This window comes from Pseudomonas sihuiensis (assembly GCF_900106015.1).
Classification (GTDB): Bacteria; Pseudomonadota; Gammaproteobacteria; order Pseudomonadales; family Pseudomonadaceae; genus Aquipseudomonas; species Aquipseudomonas sihuiensis.
In genome coordinates, this window is sequence record NZ_LT629797.1 from 2,153,942 (window position 1) to 2,179,496 (window position 25,555).

At 61.9% G+C, this 25,555-nt stretch carries 22 protein-coding genes; 12 read left to right on the plus strand and 10 right to left on the minus strand.

Features of this window, described 5'->3' with window-relative positions; all coding sequences use genetic code 11:
- Positions 1-177: 177 nt before the first annotated feature.
- Entirely contained in the window at positions 178-1,386 is a 1,209-nt protein-coding gene (locus tag BLT86_RS10190; RefSeq protein ID WP_017679321.1) for an ammonium transporter, read from the minus strand.
- A 372-nt stretch (positions 1,387-1,758) separates the two neighbouring features.
- Between BLT86_RS10190 and BLT86_RS10195 the strand changes: the two genes are divergently transcribed.
- The 5 genes from BLT86_RS10195 to BLT86_RS10215 all read left to right on the plus strand — a co-directional run bounded on the left by BLT86_RS10195 (position 1,759) and on the right by BLT86_RS10215 (position 5,064).
- Positions 1,759-2,076 (plus strand): DUF883 family protein, encoded by a 318-nt coding sequence (locus BLT86_RS10195; protein ID WP_003461988.1) that lies wholly within the window; start codon positions 1,759-1,761, stop codon positions 2,074-2,076.
- Positions 2,077-2,084: 8 nt separating this feature from the next.
- Positions 2,085-2,444 (plus strand): phage holin family protein, encoded by a 360-nt coding sequence (locus BLT86_RS10200; RefSeq protein WP_017679320.1) that lies wholly within the window; start codon positions 2,085-2,087, stop codon positions 2,442-2,444.
- Positions 2,441-2,758, plus strand: a complete 318-nt coding sequence (locus tag BLT86_RS10205; protein ID WP_017679319.1) for a hypothetical protein — start codon at positions 2,441-2,443, stop codon at positions 2,756-2,758. The genes BLT86_RS10200 and BLT86_RS10205 overlap by 4 nt, the downstream gene beginning before the upstream one ends.
- A gap of 84 nt (positions 2,759-2,842) precedes the next feature.
- Complete coding sequence (locus tag BLT86_RS10210; protein WP_017679318.1) at positions 2,843-4,006, plus strand: EAL domain-containing protein; 1,164 nt, start codon at positions 2,843-2,845, stop codon at positions 4,004-4,006.
- A 155-nt stretch (positions 4,007-4,161) separates the two neighbouring features.
- On the plus strand, positions 4,162-5,064 hold the full coding sequence (locus BLT86_RS10215; protein WP_017679317.1) for a c-type cytochrome domain-containing protein: 903 nt from the start codon (positions 4,162-4,164) through the stop codon (positions 5,062-5,064).
- On the opposite strand, the gene BLT86_RS10220 is transcribed toward BLT86_RS10215, so the two are convergent.
- Both BLT86_RS10220 and BLT86_RS10225 read right to left on the minus strand, forming a co-directional pair.
- The gene (locus BLT86_RS10220) at positions 5,050-5,712 is read right to left on the minus strand and encodes an SCO family protein (RefSeq protein ID WP_017679316.1); all 663 of its coding nucleotides are present in this window, start codon (positions 5,710-5,712) and stop codon (positions 5,050-5,052) included. The two genes, BLT86_RS10215 and BLT86_RS10220, sit on opposite strands and share 15 nt — an antisense overlap.
- Before the next feature lie 18 nt (positions 5,713-5,730).
- On the minus strand, positions 5,731-7,536 hold the full coding sequence (locus tag BLT86_RS10225; RefSeq protein WP_122958666.1) for a multicopper oxidase family protein: 1,806 nt from the start codon (positions 7,534-7,536) through the stop codon (positions 5,731-5,733).
- 560 nt (positions 7,537-8,096) lie between these two features.
- Between BLT86_RS10225 and BLT86_RS10230 the strand changes: the two genes are divergently transcribed.
- The 3 genes from BLT86_RS10230 (at position 8,097) to BLT86_RS10240 (ending at position 13,527) form a co-directional block, all read left to right on the plus strand.
- Positions 8,097-9,428 carry a deoxyguanosinetriphosphate triphosphohydrolase gene (locus tag BLT86_RS10230; protein ID WP_045735173.1) on the plus strand — a complete coding sequence of 444 codons (1,332 nt, stop codon included), beginning with the start codon at positions 8,097-8,099 and terminating at the stop codon, positions 9,426-9,428.
- A gap of 12 nt (positions 9,429-9,440) precedes the next feature.
- A complete protein-coding gene (locus tag BLT86_RS10235; RefSeq protein ID WP_017679313.1) occupies positions 9,441-10,505 on the plus strand; it encodes an FUSC family protein in 1,065 nt (354 codons plus the stop codon).
- A gap of 70 nt (positions 10,506-10,575) precedes the next feature.
- On the plus strand, positions 10,576-13,527 hold the full coding sequence (locus BLT86_RS10240; RefSeq protein WP_090337564.1) for an HD domain-containing phosphohydrolase: 2,952 nt from the start codon (positions 10,576-10,578) through the stop codon (positions 13,525-13,527).
- Positions 13,528-13,629: 102 nt separating this feature from the next.
- Here the strand turns inward: BLT86_RS10240 and BLT86_RS10245 are convergent, their stop codons facing one another.
- Entirely contained in the window at positions 13,630-13,971 is a 342-nt protein-coding gene (locus BLT86_RS10245) for a YggL family protein (protein WP_045735171.1), read from the minus strand.
- 248 nt (positions 13,972-14,219) lie between these two features.
- Here BLT86_RS10245 and dacB point away from each other — a divergent pair, with 248 nt between their 5' ends.
- A complete protein-coding gene (gene dacB, locus BLT86_RS10250) occupies positions 14,220-15,656 on the plus strand; it encodes a D-alanyl-D-alanine carboxypeptidase/D-alanyl-D-alanine endopeptidase (RefSeq protein ID WP_021489783.1) in 1,437 nt (478 codons plus the stop codon).
- Positions 15,657-15,728: 72 nt separating this feature from the next.
- On the opposite strand, the gene rlmKL is transcribed toward dacB, so the two are convergent.
- Positions 15,729-17,909: a bifunctional 23S rRNA (guanine(2069)-N(7))-methyltransferase RlmK/23S rRNA (guanine(2445)-N(2))-methyltransferase RlmL gene (rlmKL, locus tag BLT86_RS10255; protein ID WP_092376480.1), complete on the minus strand. Its 2,181-nt coding sequence runs from the start codon at positions 17,907-17,909 to the stop codon at positions 15,729-15,731.
- Between the two features lie 416 nt (positions 17,910-18,325).
- Between rlmKL and rmf the strand changes: the two genes are divergently transcribed.
- Positions 18,326-18,541: a ribosome modulation factor gene (gene rmf, locus BLT86_RS10260; protein WP_003244273.1), complete on the plus strand. Its 216-nt coding sequence runs from the start codon at positions 18,326-18,328 to the stop codon at positions 18,539-18,541.
- A gap of 93 nt (positions 18,542-18,634) precedes the next feature.
- On the opposite strand, the gene BLT86_RS10265 is transcribed toward rmf, so the two are convergent.
- Together BLT86_RS10265 and BLT86_RS10270 are read right to left on the minus strand one after the other, a co-directional pair.
- A complete protein-coding gene (locus tag BLT86_RS10265; RefSeq protein WP_003462008.1) occupies positions 18,635-19,657 on the minus strand; it encodes a quinone-dependent dihydroorotate dehydrogenase in 1,023 nt (340 codons plus the stop codon).
- 86 nt (positions 19,658-19,743) lie between these two features.
- Complete coding sequence (locus BLT86_RS10270; RefSeq protein WP_003462010.1) at positions 19,744-19,965, minus strand: DUF2835 domain-containing protein; 222 nt, start codon at positions 19,963-19,965, stop codon at positions 19,744-19,746.
- 144 nt (positions 19,966-20,109) lie between these two features.
- Here BLT86_RS10270 and BLT86_RS10275 point away from each other — a divergent pair, with 144 nt between their 5' ends.
- Positions 20,110-20,991 (plus strand): DUF6685 family protein, encoded by an 882-nt coding sequence (locus tag BLT86_RS10275; RefSeq protein WP_055985192.1) that lies wholly within the window; start codon positions 20,110-20,112, stop codon positions 20,989-20,991.
- A 13-nt stretch (positions 20,992-21,004) separates the two neighbouring features.
- On the opposite strand, the gene recX is transcribed toward BLT86_RS10275, so the two are convergent.
- From recX to BLT86_RS10290, 3 genes are all read right to left on the minus strand, one after another.
- Positions 21,005-21,466: a recombination regulator RecX gene (gene recX, locus BLT86_RS10280; RefSeq protein ID WP_055985195.1), complete on the minus strand. Its 462-nt coding sequence runs from the start codon at positions 21,464-21,466 to the stop codon at positions 21,005-21,007.
- Positions 21,467-21,477: 11 nt separating this feature from the next.
- The gene (recA, locus tag BLT86_RS10285; RefSeq protein ID WP_021489788.1) at positions 21,478-22,521 is read right to left on the minus strand and encodes a recombinase RecA; all 1,044 of its coding nucleotides are present in this window, start codon (positions 22,519-22,521) and stop codon (positions 21,478-21,480) included.
- Positions 22,522-22,608: 87 nt separating this feature from the next.
- Complete coding sequence (locus BLT86_RS10290; protein WP_021489789.1) at positions 22,609-23,109, minus strand: CinA family protein; 501 nt, start codon at positions 23,107-23,109, stop codon at positions 22,609-22,611.
- A 110-nt stretch (positions 23,110-23,219) separates the two neighbouring features.
- Here BLT86_RS10290 and BLT86_RS26220 point away from each other — a divergent pair, with 110 nt between their 5' ends.
- Positions 23,220-24,524 (plus strand): methyl-accepting chemotaxis protein, encoded by a 1,305-nt coding sequence (locus BLT86_RS26220; RefSeq protein ID WP_059391346.1) that lies wholly within the window; start codon positions 23,220-23,222, stop codon positions 24,522-24,524.
- Positions 24,525-25,555: the final 1,031 nt, after the last annotated feature.

The window sequence follows — 25,555 nt, forward strand, 5'->3', positions numbered from 1 at the left end:
GACTCGCCCGTAAGGGGCGAAACCCATCAGGCCAGGCGGCGTGCTAATGGAGAGTGCCAGGTCATCGACAGCTAACACTTAATTGCCAGTCCGGTGCCAACCCGCACTTTCCACAAACTATGCGAAGAACTTTTTATTGCCTGTTCCGGGCGCTGGCTGGCAGCACCCGGTAATAGCTCAATCCTGACTCACCGCGCCGATCTTGTGGATCGACAGGTCGGCGCCGTTGTATTCCTCTTCCTGACTCAGGCGAATGCCCAGCGACGCCTTGAGCAGGCCGTACACCACGAAGCCACCGACCAGCGCGACCACCACGCCCAGCGCAGTGCCGATCACCTGGCTGGCCAGGCTGACGCCACCCAGGCCACCGAATGCTTCGAGGCCGAAGATGCCGCAGGCGATGCCACCCCATATGCCGCACAGGCCATGCAGCGGCCAGACGCCGAGCACGTCATCGATCTTCCACTTCACCTGGGTCGCGGTGAATGCCCAGACGAATAGCGCACCGGCAATCGCGCCAGTGACCAGGGCACCAATCGGATGCATCAGGTCCGAGCCGGCGCATATCGCTACTAGGCCAGCGAGCGGGCCGTTATGCAGAAAGCCTGGGTCATTGCGCCCCACCAGCAGCGCGGCGACGGTGCCACCGACCATGGCCATCAGCGAGTTGACCGCCACCAGGCCACTGACGCCCTCGAGCGTCTGCGCACTCATTACGTTGAAGCCGAACCAGCCGATGATCAGGATCCACGAGCCCAGTGCCAGGAATGGAATGTTCGACGGCGCCATGGCCACCAGCTTGCCGTCGCGATAGCGACCATTGCGGCGCCCCAGCAGCAGCACCGCGCCGAATGCCAACCAGCCGCCCATCGCATGCACCACCACCGAACCGGCGAAGTCATGAAAGCCCGCGCCGAAACGAGTCTCGAGCCAGGCCTGGAAGCCGTAGTTGCCGTTCCAGATCATGCCTTCGAAGAAGGGATAGACGAACGCCACGATCAATGCAGTGGCGCATAGCTGCGGGCCGAACTTGGCGCGCTCAGCGATACCACCGGAGATGATTGCCGGAATCGCCGCGGCGAAGGTCAGCAGGAAGAAGAACTTCACCAGACCGTACCCGTGGTTCTCCGTCAGCACCGCCGCCGGCTCGAAGAAGTTGATGCCATAGGCGATCCAGTAGCCGATGAAGAAATACGCCAGGGCGGAAATGGCGAAATCCGAAAGAATCTTCGATAGCGCATTGACCTGGTTTTTCTGCCGCACCGTTCCCACTTCGAGGAAGGCAAACCCGGCATGCATGGCCAGGACCATGATTGCACCCAGCAGGATGAACAGGGTATTGGAGCCATGGATCAGCGTGGCCACGGCACTGTTGATGTTTTCCATCGAGAAAGAAAACTCCGGAGGCAGAAGAAAAAGCACCAAACAAAGGCACAAAACCGAAAATACGCACCACAATGCAGCCAGCACATGCAGCGCGCCCTCGAAAAGTGCCGTTTGGCGGCCCCAAAATGGCGCCACCAAAGATCGACTGATCGATGCTTATTTCTTGTTAATCAAATGGTTATTCGCGAAATTGACCATCCTGAGCCGCATCGAGAAGGCCCCATCACAGGGCATTTCGCGACCTTCGCGCACCAGCAAAATGCAATCGCTATACCAAACACCAAACCGGTCACTTCACGACTATTCTTGCGGAACCCTCACGCTGCAGAGCACTCGTAAACAGTACATACCCAACGCAGAGGACTGCTCACCATGCCACGCAAAGCCGCTACTCCAAGCACCAAGGACGCCCTGCTGGATGAATTCCAGGCTCTGGTCAGCGACACCGAGAAGCTCCTGCAACATTCCGCCAGCCTGGCTGGTGAACAGGCCGAAGCGCTGCGCGATGACATTCGCAGCAGTCTTGACCGTGCCCGTGACACCTTGCACAAAGCCGAGTCCGGCCTGCGCGAACAGGGCAAGATCGCCGTCGACGCCACCGAGGATTACGTGCACAAACACCCGTGGCAGGCGCTCGGCCTGTCGGCCGCTATCGGCCTGGTGCTCGGCCTGCTGATCAGCCGCCGTTGACAGCGCCCATGTCCAACGGCCCCTCGCCACGGCGCCTGGGAGCAGCCCTGCTGGGCCTGCTCCAGGGCCACGTGGCGCTGCTGGCGCATGAACTCGAAGACCAACGCGACCAGGCACTGCGTGCGCTGCTCCTTGGTGGTCTGTGCCTGGCCTTCGCCCTGCTCCTGCTGATAGGTCTGTCCGCTCTGCTGCTGATCGTTTACTGGGATACGCACCGCCTGGCAGTCGCCACCGGCCTGTGCCTGTTCTACGCTTTTGGCCTGCTCGGTTGCGGCGCCTGGCTGCTGACCAGTCTGCGCAACGCCGAGCCGCCGTTCAGCGCCAGCCTTGAAGAACTGCAACGTGACCGCGAGCAACTGCTGCCATGACGCCGACCCTGCCTCCAGGCGCCTCGCGCCGTGAACTTCGTAAAGCCGTGCTGCGCATGCGCCTGGAAATGCATCGCCAGGAACTGCGTCATGAAATCCTGCAGATCACTCATCCACTGCAACAGGTACGCGAGTACGGGCAGCGGCTGCGCAAAGGCAACGCACCATTTTTGCTCACTGGCGGGGTGCTGGCTCTGGCCGGGCTGCTTGGCCGCAAACGCGGCTGGCGCCGCTGGCTGCGCCTGGCGTTGATCGTCATGCCGCTGCTGCGGCGCGCGCAACATGGTACGCGCGGGCGTTCACCTTTGGTCTAGACCTGGGCTGGCCGCGATCTTGCTAGGTTGAGCCACTCTGCCACCATCTGGTGGCTCAACCGCTGAGCGCTAAGGAAATCCCAGGTGATCGACGGACTGCCTTTTGCCGTCTTCCAACCCTTTATCGACACCGCCACTGGCCGGATCGCGGGCGTCGAGGCCTTGGCGCGACTACGCGATGCCGAGGGCCAGGTGCGCTCGGCCGGGCCGCTGTTCGCCGACCCGAAAACACCGCCTGCAGCCCTGCGCCGCCTCGACCGACAGGTACGCGAGGATGCCCTGCAGCGCTTCCACCAGGCTCCGGCGGACTGGTTCCTGAGCCTGAACATTTCACCACGCTGGATCAGCCGCCTGCGCCCGGCACAGCCACTGCCCAGCCTGATTCAACTGCAGCGCAGCGGTATCGACCCTGCGCGCATCGTCTTCGAGATCACCGAGCTGGGCGGTGCCAGCCAGCGCTTACCCGACGTGGTGGCGCGCTACCGCGACGCCGGCGCGCGCATCGCTATCGACGATTTCGGCGCTGGCTATTCGCAGCTCGACCGCGTGCTGGCGCTGCAACCGGACATCCTCAAGCTGGACATGCGCCTGTTCCAGGAAGCCGCTCGCGGCGGCCCTAGCGGCGAAGTGGTCAAGGCGCTGGCCCAGATGGCCGAAAAGACCGGTTGCTGGATCATCGCCGAAGGTGTGGAAACCGAAGCCGAGTTGAACTTCGCCCTGGAGTGCGGCGCCCGTTACGTCCAGGGATTCCTGTTCGCCAGGCCGGAGGAGGAACTGTTCGCCAGCGACGCCTTCGTCGGCCGTTTCGCACGTCTGCGTGACAGCTACGTACAGCAGAAACTCGCCGAGCGCGCGCGCCTGGTCAGCCTGCGCCAGCAACTGGCCGAATTGATGTCCGAACTCCGCTTCTGGGCCGAAAGCGGCGCCCCGGCAACGAGCCTTAACGCGCCGGACAACTATCCCTGGCTGTTGCGCATCTATCAGTGCGACCGCCACGGCACCCAGCTCACACCCAACCTGCAGTGGCGCCAGAACATCTGGCAGGCCGATGACCGCTACCTTGGGCATAACTGGTCATGGCGCCCCTACTTCTATCAACTGCTGGCCGAAGGCTGGGAAGAGCGGCGCCTGACGCTCTCCACCACCTACCGCGACGCCACCACCAACCAGTACTGCCTGACCGCCGGGCAGTTCATCGACAATGGTCGTCGCCTGCTGCTGGTGGACATCGACGCCGCCGGTTTCTGAGTACGCAGCTAGGCTTAGCAACAGGCTATTGGACTTCTCTCGGTACAGTCGAACAAGGCGCGCCTCGAGCCAGGCGCTTCTCGGATACATCCGTGCCCACAGAAGCCTCGCGCCGAACGGCTGAATGATCTGCCCCAGTCTTCGAGGCTGCGCTTATGCTCTGGCTAGCCCTGCGCCTGTTCATCCCGCTGCTGCTCAGCGCCAGTGTGCTGGCCGCCGCATCCCCGACCTACCACGACGACATCGCTCCGCTACTGGCCAACCGCTGCCTGGTTTGCCACAGCGGCGCGCAGGCCCCGCTGGGCCTGCGCCTGGACAGCCTGGAGAATCTGTTGCGCGGCAGCCAGCGCGGGCCGGTGGTCCACGCTGGCGATGCTGCCGGCAGCGAGTTGCTGCGTCGCCTGACGGGCAGCAGCCAACTGCGTATGCCGCTGAGCGGCCCACCCTTTCTCGAAGCCGCCGAGATCGCCATGGTAGAACGCTGGATAAATGCCGGCCTACCAGCAGGCCGCGAAAGCGCAACCCAGCCTACCGCCGCCGTCTCAAGCCTCAACGGGGTGGTCGACTACCGCCACGTCGAAGCCATCTTGCTGCGCCGCTGCGCTACCTGCCATTCCGCCAGCGGCCTGATGGGTCCGGCTCCCGAGGGTTATCTGCTGTCGAGTTACGCCGCGACCCTGGCCAGCGGCGAACGCGCCCGCGTGGTGCCCGGCAACCCTGCAGCCAGCGAGCTGGTGCGGCGCATTCGTGGCCAGGCGCGCCCCCGCATGCCGTACGACGGTCCGCCCTATCTCACGGATGCGGAAATCGACCTGATCGTGGCCTGGATCGAACAAGGCGCACGCGATGCTGCCGGACAACCAGCCCCCGTGCCGGTGGGCGCCCGAGTACGTCTGCATGGCCGCCTAGATGATGCCGGCAGGCTGGACGGTCTGGCGCTACTGATCGACGCACGCACACGCCTGGATGATGCGCCGCATCCCGGCGCCTACGTGCAGGTACGCGGCCGCCTCGATGCCAGCGGCCGCGTGCAGGTAGAACGTCTACGCCTGCGCTAACTGCTCGGCAGGCGCCTCACTCGGGCGATAGGCGGTGTGCACCACCTTGCTATCGACATGATTGATGGTAGACAGGATCTGCGCGGCATCGGTCAGCGACGGCGCCATCGTCCAGCGATCCAGTGCAGCGTTGCCGATGCGCAGCATGCCGGTATGGCTCAGATCGTTGAGGTCCACCACCGGGTCGACGTCGTAGAAACCCAGGGCGCGGCGCAGTTGTTCGATATCGGCGCGCGCGCCGGTGAGAAACTGCCAGCCGGGACCGATATGGTGGCGCTCGACGTACTCGCGCAAACGCTCGGGGCTGTCCAGCTCCGGCTGCAGCGTCAGCGAATACAGGTGCACATCGCGCCCGGCGCGCTCGCCGAGCATCTCCTGCACCAGACGCAGGTTGGCAGTGGTAGCCGGACAACTGTTGCTGCACTGGGCATACATCATGTTGATCGCCACCACCTTGCCACGCACCAGGTCGTCATAGAAGCGCACTTCACGACCCTCGTGGGTCAGCAGCGGGACATTGGGAAAACGTGCACCGCCCACCCCGGCCAGCGGCGCAGCCGGTTGCTGCAGGCTGCTGCCCGAGCGCCAGGCGGCCCAGCCGAACGCAGCGACGCCCAGCCCTGCCAGTACCTTTCTTCGCGTATTCATGGCAAACCTCCGGCTGGCTCAGACGATGTCAAAACGCAGCATCATGGCGTGGTCTTCGTGGATCAGGTTGTGGCAGTGCATCACGTACTTGCCCTTGTAGTCGCGAAAACGCATCAGCACGCGAAGGACAGTACGATCAGTGATATTGAATACGTCCTTGCGTCCCTTCTCATGCGCAGCAATCGCCACATTCCTGCCATCGGTGGTCTTGCTCAGCAGACGGCCCTCCTCGAAATGGATATGAACGGGGTGATCCCAGCCGTCATCGACGCTGTACAGCTCCCAGATCTCCATGGCCCCCATGGGCACCAGGGCGCGCGGAGTATTGAGATTGATGAACTGACCGTTGATTGCCCACATGTTCTGTCGGCGCTCGAAGAGGAACTTGCGCACCGGCAGCGCCGCCAGCTGGGCGGTCGTCGGCAGCGGCGGCAGCGGCCGCAGATTGGCCGGCACCTGGCTCAGGTCCTGCTCCGGCGGCTCGCGGTCGACCACTATCTTCAGCACCCATTCGCCGGGTGCCACCACCTGATAGGGGCGACGGGTGTCCTCAGGGCGATGGGTCAGGCGGTTGGCCAGATACAGCTCGGTGCCCACCGGGTAGCGCGAAAAATCCACCACGATATCGGCCCGCTCGGCCACACCCAGGCGCACGTTGGTCTGATTGAGCAGCGGTTTGTCCAGCAGGTTGCCGTCGTTGGCGATGTAGGTGAAGGGCTGGATCACGTTGTTCGGCCGCACCAGGTAGAACTGGTAGAAGCGGCTCGGCCCACCGTTAAGCAGACGCAGGCGGTACTTGCGCCGAGCCACCCGAAGCACCGGCTGGATTTTGCCGTTGACTATGGTCTTGTCGCCGAGGATGCCCTCGGGGCTGACCTGGTCGTAGTAAAGGATGCCGTTGGGGTCGAAACGCCGGTCGCAGAAGCTCAGCGGGTAATCATAGGGGTGACTGGGCAGACGCAGGGCAGCCGGGTTGGGGTCCTTCTCATTGCCTGAGTCGAGATGATCGAACAGCAGGAAGAAACCCATCAGCCCGCGGACGATGTTGGGCGCGGTGAAGTCCAGGGTGTGGTCATGGTAGAACAGGGTGCCAAGAGCTTCGCGGTAGTCGCCGATGCCGTTCTGCAGCTCGTCGTAGCCAGCGTAGATATTGGAGTAAAGGTGGTCCTTGAAACCGCCTGGCGCGGTCAGGCTGGGCCCGGCCTTGGTGGGGCTGTAGTAGTCGCCGGGAAAGCCATCACTCTCCGACCCGACGTGAGCGTTGTGCAGGTGGGTACTGATCTCTGGCGTACCAAAACCGGTGTGGTTGGCCGGCAGGTCATTGTAGATGCGGCAGATCATCGGATGGCCGTAGTGCGAGTGCACCACCGGACTGAGCACGGACAGATCCGCAACGGCGGCCTGGAAGGTCCATACCGGTTGTGGTGGATAGGCTGGGTTGAACACCCAACCCTCGCGCTGCGCCGCATGCAACTCGTAGTGCTCGGCCTGCGGGCCGAACTCGGCCCAGCGCTGATGCGCCGGCCGCCCGGCCTCGCCGGCGGCGGTGTTGGCCAGCTCGGTAGGCGGCGGATTGAGCGTGCTGCCGTAAAGCAGCGCCGGCTCATTGGGCAGAAATTCCTGCCAGGCAATGGTTGGCGGGCTAGGCGGTACAACTGCCTCGCTGCGACTGGGCGCCAGGATCAGCGGCGCCGCGGCCAGCGCAGCACTACCTTGAAGAAAACTGCGTCGTGATAGCTGCCCAGGCGGCGCAAGCTCTCCATCAGCGGGGCACACAGTGCCCTGTGCCTCGTTCGGGCCCGAACTGGGTGATAAAGGTTTCATACTGCATCTCCCCGACGCCCGACTGTCGATCCTGCGTGTACGCGTTAAGCCGCACACGGGCGATATACGCACGTCGTCTGAAAAACGGTCGACTCGACTGAGGCCTCCAGGCCGAGACAACTACCAACGACCAGACAGCCCATAGGGGCAGCACGCCAGAGCGAGTCGACTCGGCTCCAGCAAGGTCGGTGCACGGGAAATAGGCAGATGAACAATGAAGGCGTGGCAACTGCGCCTCGCTGATACGGGGTGCATGGTCCGGCACAACGGCAAGCTGTCCATGACGTTCTCCCTAGCAACCTCTACTACCGGTATGCGGAGCCCTCTCCTTCACCACACACCGTCAAATAACAAGCAACCACAGATGTCACTTAAGCTCGCCAATCACAAAAAGTCAAATACACGTCACTTTATATAAATGACTCCAATATGCTCGATAAGTATATGCATAAAAGCCAATTTATTGACCAACCCATTATTCATCATCCTTGCCTCGGGTTGCGCAGCGCTGCGCGAACGCCGAAGCTAGGAGACTTGGATCAACTTGGCGAGGATCGGCCTTGGATTGGCACACCCTGCTCACCCGCGAACGTCTCGGTAAACCTGCGCCCAGCTCTGCAGAGCTGGGACGCAGTCCCTTCCACAAGGATCATGACCGCATCATCTTCTCCGGTGCCTTCCGCCGCCTGGGACGCAAGACCCAGGTGCACCCGGTGTCGAGCAACGACCATATTCACACCCGCCTGACCCACTCCCTGGAAGTCAGCTGCGTCGGCCGTTCGCTGGCCATGCGCGTTGGCGAGATGTTGCGTGACGACCTGCCCCACTGGTGCACGCCGAGCGACCTGGGCATGGTGGTGCAGTCCGCCTGCCTGGCCCATGACATAGGCAACCCGCCGTTCGGCCACTCCGGCGAAGACGCCATTCGCCACTGGTTTCAGCAAGCCGCCGGACGCGGCTGGCTGGATGCGATGAGCGATGCCGAACGCGGCGATTTTCTCAATTTCGAAGGTAACGCCCAGGGTTTTCGCGTGCTCACCCAGCTGGAGTACCACCAGTTCGACGGCGGCACACGGCTGACCTACGCCACCCTCGGCACCTACCTCAAGTACCCCTGGACGGCCCGCCACGCGGACGCACAGGGCTACAAGAAACACAAGTTCGGCTGCTACCAGAGCGAGCTGCCACTGCTCGAACAGATCGCCGCCAAGCTCGAACTGCCGCAACTGGAAACGCAGCGCTGGGCGCGTCACCCGCTGGTCTATCTGATGGAAGCGGCGGACGACATCTGCTACGGCCTGATCGACCTGGAAGACGGCGTGGAAATGGAGCTGCTCGACTACACCGAAGTCGAGGCGCTGCTGCTCGATCTGGTAGGCGATGACCTGCCGGAGACCTATCGCCAGCTCGGCCCCAAGGACTCGCGCCGGCGCAAACTGGCGATCCTGCGCGGCAAGGCCATCGAACACCTGACCAACGCGGCTGCCAGTGCCTTCGTCGAACAGCAGCAGGCCCTGCTGGACGGCGGCCTGCAGGGCGATCTGGTCGAACACATGCATGGCGCCGCCAAGCACTGTGTGCAGAGCGCAAAGTCACTGGCGCGCGAGAAGATCTTCCACGACAAGCGCAAGACGTTGCATGAGATCGGCGCCTATACCACGCTGGAAATCCTCCTCAACGCCTTCTGCGGTGCGGCACTGGAGCTGCACAGTGGGCGTGCGCTGTCGTTCAAGCACCGGCGTATTCTCGATCTGCTCAGCTACTACGCGCCTGAACCGGGTTGGCCCCTGTATCGCTCGTTCATGCGGGTGATCGACTTCATCGCTGGCATGACGGACAGCTACGCTACGGAAATGGCGAGGGAAATGACGGGCCGTTCGAGCCCGCTCTGACGAAAAGAGCGCATGAAGAACCTGATTCGCAACAGTTTCACCTGGCATGCCGGCCCGCCGGCCTGGGGGCCGGCCGTGGTCGCTGGGCTGGGCTGCGCTTTGCCGCTGGTGCTCGGCCTGTTCACCGCTCACAGTGGTTTTCTCTGGGCATCGGCCGGTGCCTTTCAGGCCGCACAGGCGAACCCGCTGCACCGCTTCGGCATGCTGCGCATGCTGCTGCTCACCGGCCTCGGTGCCTGCAGCGCCGGCCTGGGTTTCTGGGCCGCCAGCCACCCGCTGATCAGCCTGGGCATTTTCGCTGCTTTCGGCCTGCTGCTGGCCTGGCTGCAACGCTTCGGCAGCGAAGCCGGCAAGCTGGGTATCGGTCTGTGCATCTGCCTGTGCCTCGGCCAGGGACAATTCGGCATCGGCAACCTGCACAACCCTTATGCGGTGGCCATGCTGTTCATACTCGGCGGGCTCTGGGTGATGCTGCTGGCCTTCGGCCTGCGCGGCCTGCACGGCCTGCGCATGTGGCCGTACATGCCGCGCTTCCTGGCCATTCTCAAGGTACTCAAGCGCCACGCGCAGCGCCTGCCTCGCCAGCAATGGCGTCTGCATGCGCTGGCCTGCATGCTGGCGTTTGCCGCGTCAGGGCTGATCGTCAATCTGGCCGGCCTGTCGCGCGGTTACTGGCTGACGCTGACCGTCATCACCACGCTACAGCTGGAATTCCAGGGCAGCCTGGTGCGAGCGCTGCAGGCGAGCCTGGCCAGCCTCGCTGCCGCCGGCCTGCTAATCGTCTTCGGTCACAGCCTGCAAAGCCCCCCGACGATGGTCATGACCTTGCTGGTGCTGGTGATTCTCAGCCGCGCGCTGCAGGCCAATCACTACGGCTTGTTCGTGCTGCAGACCAGCCTGTGCTTTGTGCTCCTGGCCGAGAGCCTTGCTCAGGACTGGCACCTGGCGGAGGTGCGCCTGCTCAACGCGCTGATCGGCGTGGCCTTGAGCCTGACCGTGGCGCTTCTGGTCCATGGCCTGCGCCTGCAACTGAACAAACCGAGCAAAGCCGCGGACAATTCTCGGCAGCCTTTATAACGTTTCGGCAGATTCGCCCACTCTTCACTATGCTGTGGAAGCCTGCAGCGCCCGCAAGGAGTGAAGTGCGATGCTCAATACCGCCGTTCCCGGAGAACGCCGTTTCCCCCTGCACGTTCATATCAGTGTCCTGTTCACGCTTCTGCTGCTGTTCACCGGTGTCGTGCTGGGGTTGTTCAATTACCAGCAGACCAGCCGGCTGATCTTCTCCAGCAGTTCGACACTCTTCGAGCGCATCCAGCACGACGTACAGAGAGATCTGGACAATACCTACCGCCCCATACGCCACCTGCTCAGCCTGCTGGCGCTGCACCCGGCCACAGAGGCCGACACGCTCGATGAACGCCTGGAAATGCTGCCGCTGTTCGTTCAGGCCCTGCGCGACAACCCCAAACTGGCCTCGATCTATCTTGGCTATGAGGATGGCGACTTCTTCATGGTCAGACCGCTGCGCAGCGACATGCTCAAGCAGCGTTTCGACGCGCCGAACAAAGCGGCTTATCAGGTCTGGGCCATCGACCGCAGCAGCGCCGGGACCGACAGCGATTACCTGTTCTATGACGGCTCACTGAACCAGCTCAGCCGCCGGCAGAAACTCAGCGAACCTTACGATCCCAGGCAGCGCGACTGGTTCAAGCGCGCGCGCGGCGATGGCGGACAGATCACCACCGCGCCCTATCTGTTCTTCTCCACCCAGGAAATCGGCACCACATTGGCCAGGCGCAGCGGCCTGACCACCGTGATTGGCGCCGACCTGACGCTCGACGATCTCTCGGCCACCTTGGCCAGCCACCGCGTCACCCCCAACAGCCAGGTGGTACTCGCCGACAACGATGGCAATGCCGTGGCCTACCCCGAGAGCAGCCGCCTGCTCAAGGAGGTCGATGGCAAGGTATCGCTGGTCAAGGTCAGTGAACTCAATCCGGCTCTGGGTGAACTGCTGTCCGGCCAACTGAACGAACGAGACGAGGGCATCGTCGAACTGGCCAAGCAGCGTTGGGCCATGGCTCACCGGCACATTCAGGAGGGCGGCCCACAGGGGTTGCATCTGGCCCTGCTGGTGCCCGAGCAAGAGCTGCTGGCAGAGGCTTATCGCATCCGCTGGCAGGGCGCGCTGATCACTCTCACCACCCTGCTGCTGTGCCTGCCGCTGGGCTGGCTGACTTCACGTCTGGTGGTCAAACCGCTGCGCAGCCTGGTGCAGGAGGCGCAGGCCATCCGCCGTTTCGACTTCGCCCATCCGGCCAGCGGTCGCTCGCCGATTCTCGAGGTCGACCAGCTAGCGGTGTCGATGAGCAGCATGAAGGACACCCTGTCGAGCTTTCTCGACATCGCTGCCAGCCTCTCGGCGGAAACCCAATTCGACGCGCTGATCAAGCGCGTGATGGACGCCACCGTCTCCATCAGCGCGGCCCAGGGCGGCCTGCTTTATCTGCTGGACAATGACAGCGGCCGCCTGGAGCCACAGGGGTTGGTGATCGACGGCCAGAGCCGCAGCCTCGCCGATCTGGGCATCCACGGACTGGCCCATGATGACCCAACCTTACCCAGCTGGCTGCAGCGTCCGGCCAGCGGCGGCGACAGTGTCGCCACCTCCATCGGCTTCGATCAGGCGGGTAAATTTCAAGGGCTGCTGTCGGCCATGGACAGTCCGCGCCTGCACTTGATCGCTGCCGGCCTGCATAACCGTCAGGGCGACACCGTTGGCGTGCTAGTACTGTTGCAACGCGATACCGGCGAGGATAACGAAAGCATGCTCAGCCCGGATCGCGTCGCCTTCGTCGACGCCGTCTCAGGCAGTGCAGCCCTGTGCATCGAGAGCCAACGCCTGCTGGCCAGGCAGAAGCAGTTGCTCGATGCCTTCATCCAGCTGATCGCCGGCGCCATCGACGCCAAGAGTCCCTATACCGGCGGCCACTGTCAGCGCGTACCGGAAATCACCCTGATGCTGGCCCGTGCTGCAGCCGAGAGCGACGCCCCCGAGTTTCGTGACTACAACCCCAGCGACGAGGAGTGGGAGGCGCTGCATATCGCCGCCTGGCTGCACGATTGCGGCAAGGTCACCACACCCGAGTACGTGGTGGACAAGGCGACCAAGCTGGAAACCCTGTACGACCGCATCCACGAAATACGCATGCGCTTCGAGGTACTCAAGCGCGATGCCTGGGTCGCCTATTGGCGTGGTCGTGCCGAAGGTGGTGAGGAAAGCGCACTGGCGGCTCTGCGCGACCAGCTGCTGAGCGATCTGGACGACGAATTCGCCTTCATCGCGCGCATCAATCTGGGTGGCGAGGCCATGGCCGATGACGACCAGGCTCGCCTCAAGCAGATCGCCGAACGACGCTGGCTACGCACACTGGACAATCGCCTGGGCGTTTCCTGGGAGGAAGCCAAGCGCCTGGAACACTCGGCCCCCAGCAGCCTGCCGGTGGAGGAGCCGCTGCTCGCTGACCGCCTCGACCATCTGATCGAGCGCGCCGACCAGGAGGTGATCGCGCCAGACAATCGCTGGGGCTTCAAGCTGGAAGTGCCGCAGTACAAATTCAACCGTGGCGAACTGCACAACCTGAGCATCGCCCGCGGCACGCTGACGGCCGAAGAGCGCTACATCATCAACCACCACATCGTGCAGACCATCCTGATGCTCGACCGCCTGCCCTTCCCCAAGCATCTGCAGAATGTCACCGAGATCGCCGGTGGGCACCACGAGAAGATGGACGGCACGGGCTATCCCAAACGCCTGACGCGCGAACAGATGAGCCTGCCGGCACGCATGATGGCGATCGCCGATATCTTCGAAGCCCTGACGGCAGTGGATCGCCCCTACAAGAAGGGCAAGACGCTGTCGGAGGCACTGAACATCATGGTCGGCATGTGCAAGGGTGCGCACATCGACCCGCAGCTGTTCGCTCTGTTCATTCGCGCAGGCATCTACCGGCGCTACGCCGAGCGTTTCATGCAGGCCGAACAGATCGATAAGGTAGACGAACAAGCGCTGCTGGAAAAAGCTGGAGCTCTGTAGGGGCGCTCCGCGCACCGAGCTTCGATATCAGGTCAAACGCTGGGTGCGCGCGGCGCACCCTACCTGATGACTGGCGCCAGAGAACCCGGCGCCGAGTAGCGATCAAGCCTGGTTGATCGGGTTTTCCGGGTACCAGACGTCCTGCAACGGGCTGAGTTCGAACTTCTCCAGTTCGTCGCGGCCTTTCAGCCAGGCCTCGACGGCAGCACGCTGCTCCTCGTTGACCGAGCCACGCTTGGCCAGGCAGACCAGACCGAAGTCTTCGCCACCTACGTAATCCAGACCATTGCCGGCGATGGCCTGATCGAGGAACTGATCGACGAAATCGTCGAGGGTCTGGTCGCTCAAGTCGGCCTTGAAGTTCAGGGTCAGCTCGAAGCCCAGCTCCTGGAATTCATCGACACAGAGCTTCTTGCGCAGACGGCGGGAACGGTTGGTCGCCATGAAACAATCCTCAAAGGTAATAACGCGCGGCACTCTAGCAGTTTCGCCGCCAGAGCGCCCGTTTTGTATCGTCCTGCCGGCCCTTCGAACATGTTGAACGCCAGCTGTTTGCAGTGACTGTTTTTAACCCGGCGGGGCCGACTGCGAGCAGAATCTTGCGGCATAATGCCGGCAACTTTTCCCCGAGTCGGACTGTCGTTTGTCTGTCTCCCACGTCACTCCCGCCTGACTGCGGAAGGTTCCTGTCGATGATTCAGCGGTTTCGCCAACTGGCGCTGAGCGCCCTGCTTCTCCCCCTCGCCCTGTCCTGCCACGCTGCCAGCGCCGCACTCCCTGCCAAGGTCGAGCAGGCGCTGAAGGCCAACAAGATTTCCAACAACTCGCTGTCGGTAATGACCGTGCCTCTGGGCGGGCAGGCTGGCGGCCTGCAGTTCAATGCCGATATCTCGGTCAACCCGGCCTCCACCATGAAGCTGGTGACCACCTACGCCGCCCTGGAATTGCTGGGGCCCAACCATCAATGGAAGACCGAGTTCTATGCCGATGGCCCGCTGAAGGATGGTGTGCTGCATGGCAACCTCTACCTCAAGGGTGGCGGCGACCCGAAACTGAACATGGAGAAACTCTGGCTGCTGCTGCGCGATCTGCGCATCAACGGCGTGCGCCAGGTTCAAGGCGATCTGGTGCTCGATCGCAGCTTCTTCGTTGCCCCGCAGTTACCGGCGTTCAATGATGACGGTGGCGATGCCAACAAACCCTTCCTGGTCAAACCCGACTCCCTGCTGGTCAACCTCAAGGCGCAGCGTTTCATCACCCGCGCCGAAGGCGGCAAGGCGCATATCGCCATGGACCCACCAATCGCCACTGTCCGTATCGACAATCAGGTTCGCGTGCTCAAGGCTGCAACCTGTCCGGCCTGGCCCGATATCCGCTACAACGCGGTGGAGCAGTACGACGGCACGACCCTGATCGTCAGCGGCCAACTGGCTGAAGGCTGCAGTGCGCAGACCTACCTGTCGCTGCTCGACCATCCCAGCTACGCCGCCGGCGCGGTACGCGGTATCTGGCAGGAGCTGGGCGGCAAGATTCTTGGCAAGGACCGTCTGGGCCCTGTTCCGGAAAAAGCCCGCATGCTGGTGCGCGCCTTCTCCCCGGATGTGGTGGAGATCGTCCGCGACATCAACAAGTACAGCAACAACACCATGGCTCGGCAGCTGTTTCTCAGCATCGGCGCACAGTTCCGTACGGAAGCCGACAAGGATGACGCCATGGCCGCGCAGCGTGTCATTCGCAGCTGGCTGGCGCGCAAGGGCATCACGGCGCCGCATCTGGTGATGGAGAATGGCTCCGGCCTGTCGCGCGCCGAACGCATCAGCGCACGGGAAATGGCGCTGATCCTCCAGGCGGCCTGGCGCAGCCCTTACGCTGCCGAGTTCCGCAGCTCGATGCCACTGGTGGCAATGGACGGCACCATGCGCCGGCGCCTGCAGCGCACGCCGCTGGTGGGTGAGGCACACATCAAGACCGGCACCCTGAACAATGTGCGCGCCATTGCCGGCTACAGCCGCGACAGCAACGGCCAGGACTGGGCCGTGGTGGCCATCCTCAACGACCCGAAACCCTGGGGCGCCACCTCGATCCTCGATCAGGTGCTGCTGGAAACCTACAAGCAGCCCAAACGCTGACCACGCTGTAGCCCGGATGCAATCCGGGGCTTAGGTTCAAAAGAGCCCCCGGATTACATCCGGGCTACGCTATCAGCGTGCAGTGAAACGCCAGGCGCGGTGGATCTTCGGGTTGCGGACGAAGTCCGGGTCCAGCGTCTGCGCGCTGATCTCTTCGACCTGATAGCGCGCCACCAGGCTTTCATCGAGCTGGAACTTGCGGAAGTTGTTGGAGAAATACAACACACCGCCACGGGCCAGACGCGCCATGGCCAGATCGAGCAGTTCGACGTGGTCACGCTGCACATCGAACACGCCTTCCATGCGCTTGGAATTGGAGAAGGTCGGCGGGTCGATGAAGATCAGCTCGTACTCACCGCGATTCTCTGCCAACCAGGTCATCACATCGCCCTGCTCCAGACGGTGCTTGTCGGAAAAACCGTTGAGCGCGAGATTACGCCGCGCCCAGTCCAGGTAAGTTTTCGACAGATCCACGCTGGTGGTGCTGCGCGCGCCACCCTTGGCCGCATGCACGGTAGCCGTCGCGGTGTAACAGAACAGGTTGAGGAAGCGCTTGCCAGCGGCCTCGCGCTGCAGACGCAGGCGCAACGGACGGTGATCGAGGAACAGCCCGGTGTCCAGATAGTCGGTGAGGTTGACCAGCAGTTTGACCCCGCCTTCATTCACCTCCATGAACTCGCCCTGTGCGGCCTGACGCTGATACTGCTTGGTACCCGCCTGACGCTCACGACGCTTGATCACCACGCGGCTCTGCGCCACGCCCAGCGCCTGCGGGATCGCGGCCAAGGCATCGAGCAGGCGCGCCTGAGCCTTGTCCGGATCGATTGAGCGCGGCGCGGCATATTCCTGAACATGTACGTAGTCGCGGTACAGATCGACTGCCACGGCATACTCGGGCATGTCGGCATCGTACAGCCGATAGCACTCGACGCCTTCGCGGCGTGCCCACTTGCCCAACTGCTTGAGGTTCTTCTGCAGGCGGTTGGCGAACATCTGCCCGCCTTCGGACAAACGTGCCTGTTGCGGCGCATCCTGCGCTGGCTCTTGATCGTCCTCGCGCGCACGCCGCTCACCGGTAACGAACTGCTCGGTCTGCACCCTGATCAACAGCAGTTTGCAGGGCAGTGCGCCGTTCCAGAAGGCGTATTGCTTGTGGCTGCGCAGGCCCATGCGCTTGCCCAGTTCCGGCGCGCCGGTGAATACCGCTGCCTCCCAGCCCAGGCAGGTCTGACGCAGACGCTCACCGAGGTTCTGGTAGAGGTACAACAGGCTGGCTTCGTCGCCCAGGCGTTCGCCGTATGGCGGGTTGCTGATCACCAGGCCCTTCTGATTCTGGTCCGGGCGCGGCTCGAAACTGCCCAGCTCGCCCTGATAGATCTTCACCCAGTCGGACAGGCCGGCGCGCTCGACGTTATTGCGCCCAGGCTGGATCAGGCGCGGGTCGGCTTCATAACCACGAATCCACAGCGGCGGCTTGGCCAACCCCACCGCGGCACGCTGCTCGGCCTCGGCATGCAGCTTCTTCCAGATTGCCGGCACATGGCCCAGCCAATTGGAGAAGCCCCAACGCTCACGCTTGAGGTTGGGGGCGATATCGGCAGCCATCAGCGCTGCCTCCACCAGGAAAGTACCCACACCGCACATCGGGTCGGCCAATGCACCGCCCTCGGCAGCAATGCGCGGCCAACCGGCACGGATCAGCACTGCCGCCGCCAGGTTCTCTTTCAGCGGCGCCGCTCCCTGCTGCAGGCGGTAACCACGCTGGTGCAGGCTGTGGCCGGAGAGGTCCAAAGAAAGCACCGCCTCACCGCGATCCAGACGCAGATGCACGCGCAGGTCCGGGTTGAGCTTGTCGATGCTGGGACGCTCGCCGCCGGCCGTACGCAACCGGTCGACAATCGCATCCTTGACCTTGAGTGCACCGAAGTGGGTGTTGTCGATGCCCGAACCGTTGCCGCTGAATTCCACTGCCAGGCTGCCGGACGGCTCCAGATGGTCGCGCCAGTCCACTGCCTGCACGCCGTCATAAAGCTCGTCGGCGTTGTTCATGGCAAAGCGCGACAGCACCAGCAGCACGCGGTTGGCCAGGCGCGACCACAGGCACAGTCGATAGGCCACCTCGATTTCGGCATGACCGCGAACCGCGGCCGTTTGCTCGCGCGCATCTTCCAGCCCAAGCCCCCGGGCCTCTTCCAGCAACAGGCCCTCGAGCCCCTTGGGGCAGGTCAGCACGATTTCGTAACGATCAGACATGGATGTTCCACTGCCTATGGCAATCAGGGAGGTGCAGCGGCGCACCTCGACTCAAAATAAGTGACAAAAGGTCACAACGCGACCCTTCGTCGGAATAAGCAAGCACTCTCATTTGCACTAGCAAAATGACGGTATCGGCTCGCATAGCCAGATACGACGGCGTCTGGCTGAAAGGTGCTGGACGTATCTCCAGCGTCCTTATGGCCTCACCTGCATTTAGGTTACGCCCTTATGACAAATCGATCATTCACAGGCCCCAGTGCATTCGTTAGAACACTACTTAAGGCTTTCGCCGCAACGGCGCAGGCACAGAAAGTTCGCCACGCCGGCAGCGGACTTTCGTAGGCAGAAGATTTCTGCCCGGCCTTGCCACAAGGCCAACGGGACATAACAGTCAACAGTGAGGGCAACACCCTATGAGAAGACTTAAGCGTGATCCGTTAGAAAGAGCTTTTTTGCGCGGCTATCAGTACGGCATCAATGGTAAATCCCGCGAACTTTGCCCCTTTACCCTACCTTCGGTTCGTCAGGCCTGGCTCAATGGCTGGCGTGAGGGCCGTGGCGATAACTGGGATGGGCTGACCGGCACGGCCGGTATTCATCGACTCAACGAACTTCACGCTGTCGGCTGATCAGGATCACACCCGACTTCACCATGCCGACCCCCTCCGGGCGGCGGGCGCAAGCCCAGGGGCTCCTTCGGGAGCCCTATTTATTTATGCGGCTTATTTACGCAGCGCGGCAATCGCATCCACCGCCTCGCGAATCAGCGCCGGCCCCTTGTAGATGAAACCCGAATAGATCTGGACCAGGCTCGCACCCGCGGCGATCTTCTCGGCCGCATGCTTGCCCTCGGTAATACCGCCCACCGCAATGATCGGCAGACGACCCGACAGTTCACCCGCCAGCACCTTGACGATATGCGTACTCTTGTCGCGTACCGGAGCGCCCGACAAGCCGCCGGCCTCATCCCCATGGGCCAGACCTTCGACACCTTCACGGCTGAGCGTGGTATTGGTGGCGATCACCGCATCCATATCGGCGCCCAGCAGCGCTGATGCCACCAGCGCGGTTTCTTCGTCACTCATGTCCGGGGCGATCTTGATCGCCAATGGCACGCGCTTACCGTGCTCCTGAGCCAGATCCTCCTGACGACGACGCAGCGCCTCGAGCAACTCCTTCAGCGAATCGCCGAACTGCAGACTGCGCAGCCCCGGTGTATTGGGTGAGCTGACGTTGACCGTGACGTAGCTGGCGTGGGCGTATACCTTGTCCAGGCAGGCCAAGTAATCGTCTACCGCCCGCTCGACTGGCGTATCGAAGTTCTTGCCGATATTGATACCCAGCACACCCTTGAACTTCGCTGCCTTGACCCGCTCGAGCAGGTGATCGACACCATGGTTGTTGAAACCCATGCGGTTGATCACCGCCTCGGCCTCCGGCAGACGAAACAGGCGCGGTTTGGGGTTGCCCGGCTGCGGACGCGGGGTAACGGTGCCGATCTCGACGAAACCGAAGCCGAGCTGGGCGAAGCCATCGATGGCATCGCCGTTCTTGTCCAGCCCTGCCGCCAGACCGACCGGATTGGCGAACTGCAAACCCATCACGTTTACTGGCAGGCTGGTCGGCGCCTTGGTCAGCAAGCCATTGAGCCCCAGCCGGCCACCTGCACCGATCAGATCGATGGACAGCTCATGAGAGGTTTCCGGGGACAGTTTGAACAGCAGCTCGCGGGCCAGGGAGTACATGATCAGGCTCAGCTCGACAGGTAGAGGGTTGGCAGCCGGCGATTATAGCCGCGCAGGCGTCGTCGGCGCGAGGCAAGCGCGCCAGATCAGTCCAAAGGGCGTAAACTCAGCAGCTCGCCGGAGTTACTGAATTCCAGTACGAAGGAACCAAAGATACCGGCGTGAGTCAGATACGGCCGCAGATGGTGGGCCGGCAAACTGACGCGGCGCCCATCCCGGCTTTGCGCCATAATCCGGTTGGCCTGGCCACGATAGATGGCCTGCAATCGTTCGGCCGATAACGCAATATCCAGCACCAAGCTGGGCATGGAGGCACCCTCGCAAATGAATGCGGCTATTTTGCCACAGACCCGCAACGCGACAGGCACTCCCGCGCCGCGCTACGCTATATGGGCAATAGCCATCCGCGTCTGCCACACTGCAGCAGACGCTTCAGGAGCGATCTGCCGGCCATGAGCCTGTCCGAATCCTCAACTCTCAGCAGCCGCCTGGCAGCCCTGGCCCAGCGCATGGGTCTGCTCGGCCGTAGCTCACGACAGATATTCGCCAGAGCCAGCGCCCTGCGCCTGCCATTCAAACCGTTGCCTACAGCGGTCGAAAGTATTGGTTGGCATGACGGCCCGCAATTGCAGCTTCTGCTCAACCTGCCTCGCGGTGCGCTCTCCGGCCCGGTACAGGAAGACAAAGCACAGGCCCATTGCGCACTGACTCAAGTAGTGGAAGCGCAAATGCAGCAACTGCAGTCTTTCGATCTGCGCCTGATCGACGGCTTCGCCTACCCTTGCCCTGCGCCAGGCTACGTGAGCTTCGAAGACTACGCAGCAAGCGAACATTGCAAGCAGGTGCGCATCATCAGCTACAAGGATTTCGTCAAAACCATCGGCCTGGCGTTGCCGCGTTTTCTCGCTGGCGAACCGATCGAGCTGCGTCAGGCCAACTGGCGCGGCTCGCGCACCTTCTGGTCAGGGGATGTGCAAGGCGAAGCCTTCGCTGGAGCAATCGCCTATGCGCGCAGACGCGAACTGGAAGTGCTACTGCCAGCCAATCTGGCTCGCTATCGCTTGAATGAAGCGGGCCTGGACAACCTGCAAAAGCGCTATCACGTACTGGCCATGCCAGAAGCGGCTTGGAGCGACCCCAGCTTCATGGGGCTGCTACTGGACAACGGCATACCCTATGCACGCCTGTCACTACTGAAGAAAGCCGGCACCCCAGAGTTCCTCCTCCTGCCCAAAGAGCATCAGGAAGCCACTGCGCTTGGCGAGGGACTGCGCCTGGCCGGCGCACCAGACGTGCCGAGCCATCTACGTCAGCTGGCCGTCCAGCCAGTCTGAGCAGACTGACGAGCTATTCGTCGCAACCGCGCAACAGACGCCCAATCATATCCAGCGAATAGCCACGGTAGGCCAGGAACCGGCCTTGTTGAGCACGCTCACGAGCATCACCCGGAAGCCGACCGGCAAACTTGCGCTGCCAGGTTTCACGCAACTGCTCGAACCAGTCGATACCGCTTTCACGCAGAGCCTGATCAATATCACCACGCGCGAGCCCACGCTGGCCGAGTTCCTCGCGAATACGCAGCGGACCGTAACCAGCACGCGCACGATAAGCGACGAAGCTTTCCAGATAGCGGGCCTCGGATAGCAAGCCCTCCTCTGACAGCCGCTGCAAGGCCACGTCGATCATGTCTTCGGGGGCGCCACGCTTGCGCAACTTGCGCGTAAGCTCGACACGCCCATGCTCACGTCGCGCCAGCAGATCCATGGCCGCCCGCCTGACGGCGAGCGGGTTATCCAGTACGACGGTCATGCTCTAATAGCTTAGAAGTCTACTTCAGCATCAGCCAGATCGGCAGCCGGAGCCTTTGCCGGAGCGCTGCTGACCAGCAACTTCTCGCGAATCAGACCTTCGATTTCGCGCGCCACTTCCTGGTTGTCTTCCAGGTACTTGGCTGCATTGGCCTTGCCTTGACCGATCTTGTTGCCCTTGTAGCTGTACCAGGCACCCGACTTCTCGACCAGGCCCTGCTGCACGCCGAGATCGATGATCTCGCCATTACGGTAGATGCCCTTGCCATACAGAATCTGGAACTCGGCCTGGCGGAACGGTGGCGCGACCTTGTTCTTGACGATCTTCACTCGGGTTTCGCTACCCACGACCTCTTCGCCTTCCTTCACCGCGCCGGTACGACGGATGTCCAGGCGAACCGAGGCATAGAACTTCAGCGCGTTACCACCGGTGGTGGTTTCCGGGCTACCGAACATCACACCGATCTTCATACGAATCTGGTTGATGAAGATCACCAGGCAGTTGGCGTTCTTGATGTTACCGGTGATCTTGCGCAGCGCCTGGCTCATCAGGCGCGCCTGCAGACCGACGTGCATGTCACCCATTTCGCCTTCGATTTCCGCCTTGGGCACCAGAGCCGCCACGGAGTCGACGATGATCACGTCAATGGCATTGGAGCGCACCAGCATGTCGGTGATTTCCAGCGCTTGCTCACCGGTGTCCGGTTGCGATACCAGCAGGTCATCGACGTTGACGCCGAGCTTGCCGGCATAATCCGGATCCAGTGCGTGCTCGGCATCGACGAAGGCACAGGTGGCGCCAAGCTTCTGCGCTTCGGCGATCACCGATAGGGTCAGCGTGGTCTTACCGGAGGATTCCGGGCCGTAGATCTCGACGATACGGCCTTTTGGCAAACCGCCGATGCCCAGCGCAATATCCAGCCCCAGCGAACCGGTGGAGATGGCCGGAATGGCCTGACGCTCATGGTCGCCCATGCGCATGACCGCACCCTTGCCGAACTGCTTCTCGATCTGACCCAGGGCAGCCGCCAAAGCGCGCTTCTTGTTCTCGTCCATTACCATCCTCACGTATTAACAAGGGCCTCGAGGGCCGCCAACAACTGTATAAGTAGCCAGTATTATTCCACAGGGCAAGTCGCCCGCCTACCCCACAAGCGGATTTTCCTCCGCCAACAGGCGCAGAAGCCCCGCCAGAGCGGCCTCGACCGTTTGTCGGCGCACCTCATCGCGGTTACCAGCGAACTGCTTGCGCATACTGAAAAGACGCTCGCCATCGCCCCAGGCCAACCAGACGGTACCGACCGGTTTCTCCACGGAGCCACCGTCCGGCCCTGCCACCCCACTGACAGCCACTGCATAGCGCGCCCCGCTATTGGCCTGAGCGCCACGCACCATCGCCTCGACCACCTCTCGGCTAACGGCGCCCACACTGGTGAAAAAGTCGGCACATACAGCCAACTGCTTGGTTTTCTGGACGTTGGAGTACGTCACATAGCCAGCCTCGAACCAGGCCGAGCTGCCGGGGATACGAGTGATCGCCTCGGCGATACCGCCGCCTGTACAAGACTCTGCAGTGGTGACCTGGGCAGCTTGCGCCTGCAATGCTGCACCCAGTTGTTCGGCCAGTTGGCTGATTCTGTCCATATCCACTCCTCACTCATCGAACGGCAAACCCTACACAGCTTGCCTGCCAGTGGAAACGGCAAAGTTCGTCTACTGTTATCACGGGCTAGGGTGCAATAGGAGGCACTGCGATGTGGCTTTCACGGAACAAGGAACACAAGGACGCGCAGGATCAGGGAGCGGCAGAGCTACAGGCCATTCGCCAATCGATGGCGATGATCGAGTTCACCCCGGACGGCATCATCCTCGACGCCAACCCAGCCTTCCTCGGCGTGGTGAATTACCGCCTGGAAGAGATCGTCGGCAAGCACCATCGTCTGTTCTGCTCCCGCAACCTGAGCGAGAGCCTCGCCTATCAACAGTTCTGGCAGCGCCTGCGCCAAGGCGAGCACTTCAGCGATCGCTTTCCAAGGCTGACGCAAGACGGCAAGGAGGTCTGGCTGGAAGCGACCTACATGCCAATCCGGGATGATCATGGCTCGGTGACCAAGGTAATGAAGATCGCCACCGACATCACCCGCCAGGTAGCGGCCGAACATATGCACGAGAGCTACATCAAGGCCATCGACCGCTCCATGGCGGTGATCGAGTTCAACCTCGAGGGTGAGGTAGTGAGTGCCAACCAGAACTTCCTCGATCTGATGGGCTATCGCCGCGACGATGTGATCGGCCAGCATCACCGGCTCTTCTGCCTGGCCGAGGACAGCCGCAGCGATGACTACCGTCAGTTCTGGGCTCGCTTGAACAAAGGCGAGTTCATGTCCGATCGTTTTCGCCGCGTGACCAAACAAGGCCAGCAGGTCTGGCTGCGTGCCACCTACAACCCCCTTTACGACGCCAACGGCCGCGTCTATGGCGTAGTGAAATTCGCCAGCGACATCACCGCCCAGGTCGAGCGCCGCGACTCGGAGGCTGCCGCTGCCCAGCTGGCTCATGACATCGCCAAGGAGACCGATGTTTCCGCCGATCACGGCACGCGCACAGTGGCCCAGACCGTTGCGGTGGTCGCCGATATTGCCAGTGAACTGGCTCATGTGGCCGAACAGATAGAAGGCCTTAACAAACAATCCGAGCAGATCACCAGCATCGTTCAGGTAATTCGCAGTATTGCCGACCAGACCAATCTGCTGGCACTCAACGCAGCCATCGAAGCGGCGCGTGCCGGTGAACAGGGTCGCGGCTTCGCCGTAGTGGCCGATGAAGTGCGTCAACTGGCCTCGCGAACCAGCCAGGCCACCCAGGAGATCAATGGCGTCGTTCAGCAGAACCAGAATCTTACGCGCAACGCAGTGGCCAGCATGGCAACCACGCGAGAGCGTGCACGTACCGGCGTAGACCTGGCCAACCAGGCTGGTGAAGTGATCCGCGAGATACGCAGCGAATCGCAGCGCGTGGTCGAGGCGGTGGCTCAGTTCTCGGTGACCTTCACCGACTGAAGAGTAATTGCGTCAGATTCGCAGCCCACGCGAGGGACGAAGTATGGGAAAATTCCCGGCTTCGTCACACCCACCGCACGTAAGGCCCGGCATGACCGATCTCTCCGCTCACACCCCGATTGTGTAATTAGATTGCTGCCATGAAACCGATAAAACACAATAAATAGCTTAAAAATCAATGAGTTAAGCAAGCCACGCCGACCTACGACATAACGCGAAGCGGGCCTGAAAAGGCGTGTTTTGGCGGGTGATTTACCCCAAATTTACCCCACGAAAACGCTTCGCAATCAGGGGCAAAGCGTGGAGTGTAATGTATTGAAGTCGTTTACCGCTGACACCAGCAGGAGCCTGCGCGCCCCACTTGCAGGTGGCACCGGTGAGATCGGAGCAATAACGGTCTTGCTGTCTCCTCTCCCCCTATCATGCCGTTCTCGCCATTAAAGGGCTGCGCACGCTGGCGAAAAGATCGGCTATCGCTCCCTTTTTGCTGCTCTGGGGAGCACACGTGAGCAACCCCCTCGGCATGCTTCTTGATAGCCAAGGTCACCGTTCTCCTGAATCAGATACACCAAGTCGTAGGTCTCGATCATGACGGCTGGACATGATTTTATTATTTTATTTTAAATATCAAACACTTAAATAAAATTATCCTTGTTTTTAGCATTTTCTAGCATCAAGTGACGCACTCTCAGCCCCCCCTACAATGCTCTCTGTTTTCGATGACGTAGCAACTGTCATAGCAAACTACGGAAAACACCCGGATTGATCGATACATATCTCATCCGCTCAGCGTGTGCTGCCATAACTACTGATCGCTCCATCAAGCTCGCTCACTGGCACATAGCCCAGGGCGACAGATCGCGCTCGAGAGTTTTGTGAACCGCAGCCAGATCCAGCGCCACCAATTTGCCTTGCTCCTCGTATCAAGGTATCGTTAGTGCGCTCACAAATTGATCAAACTCTGCAAAAGAATGGCAGCGCATATATGACCAACTCCTCATTGGGCTTCACCCGAGAGCTCAGTCCCCCAT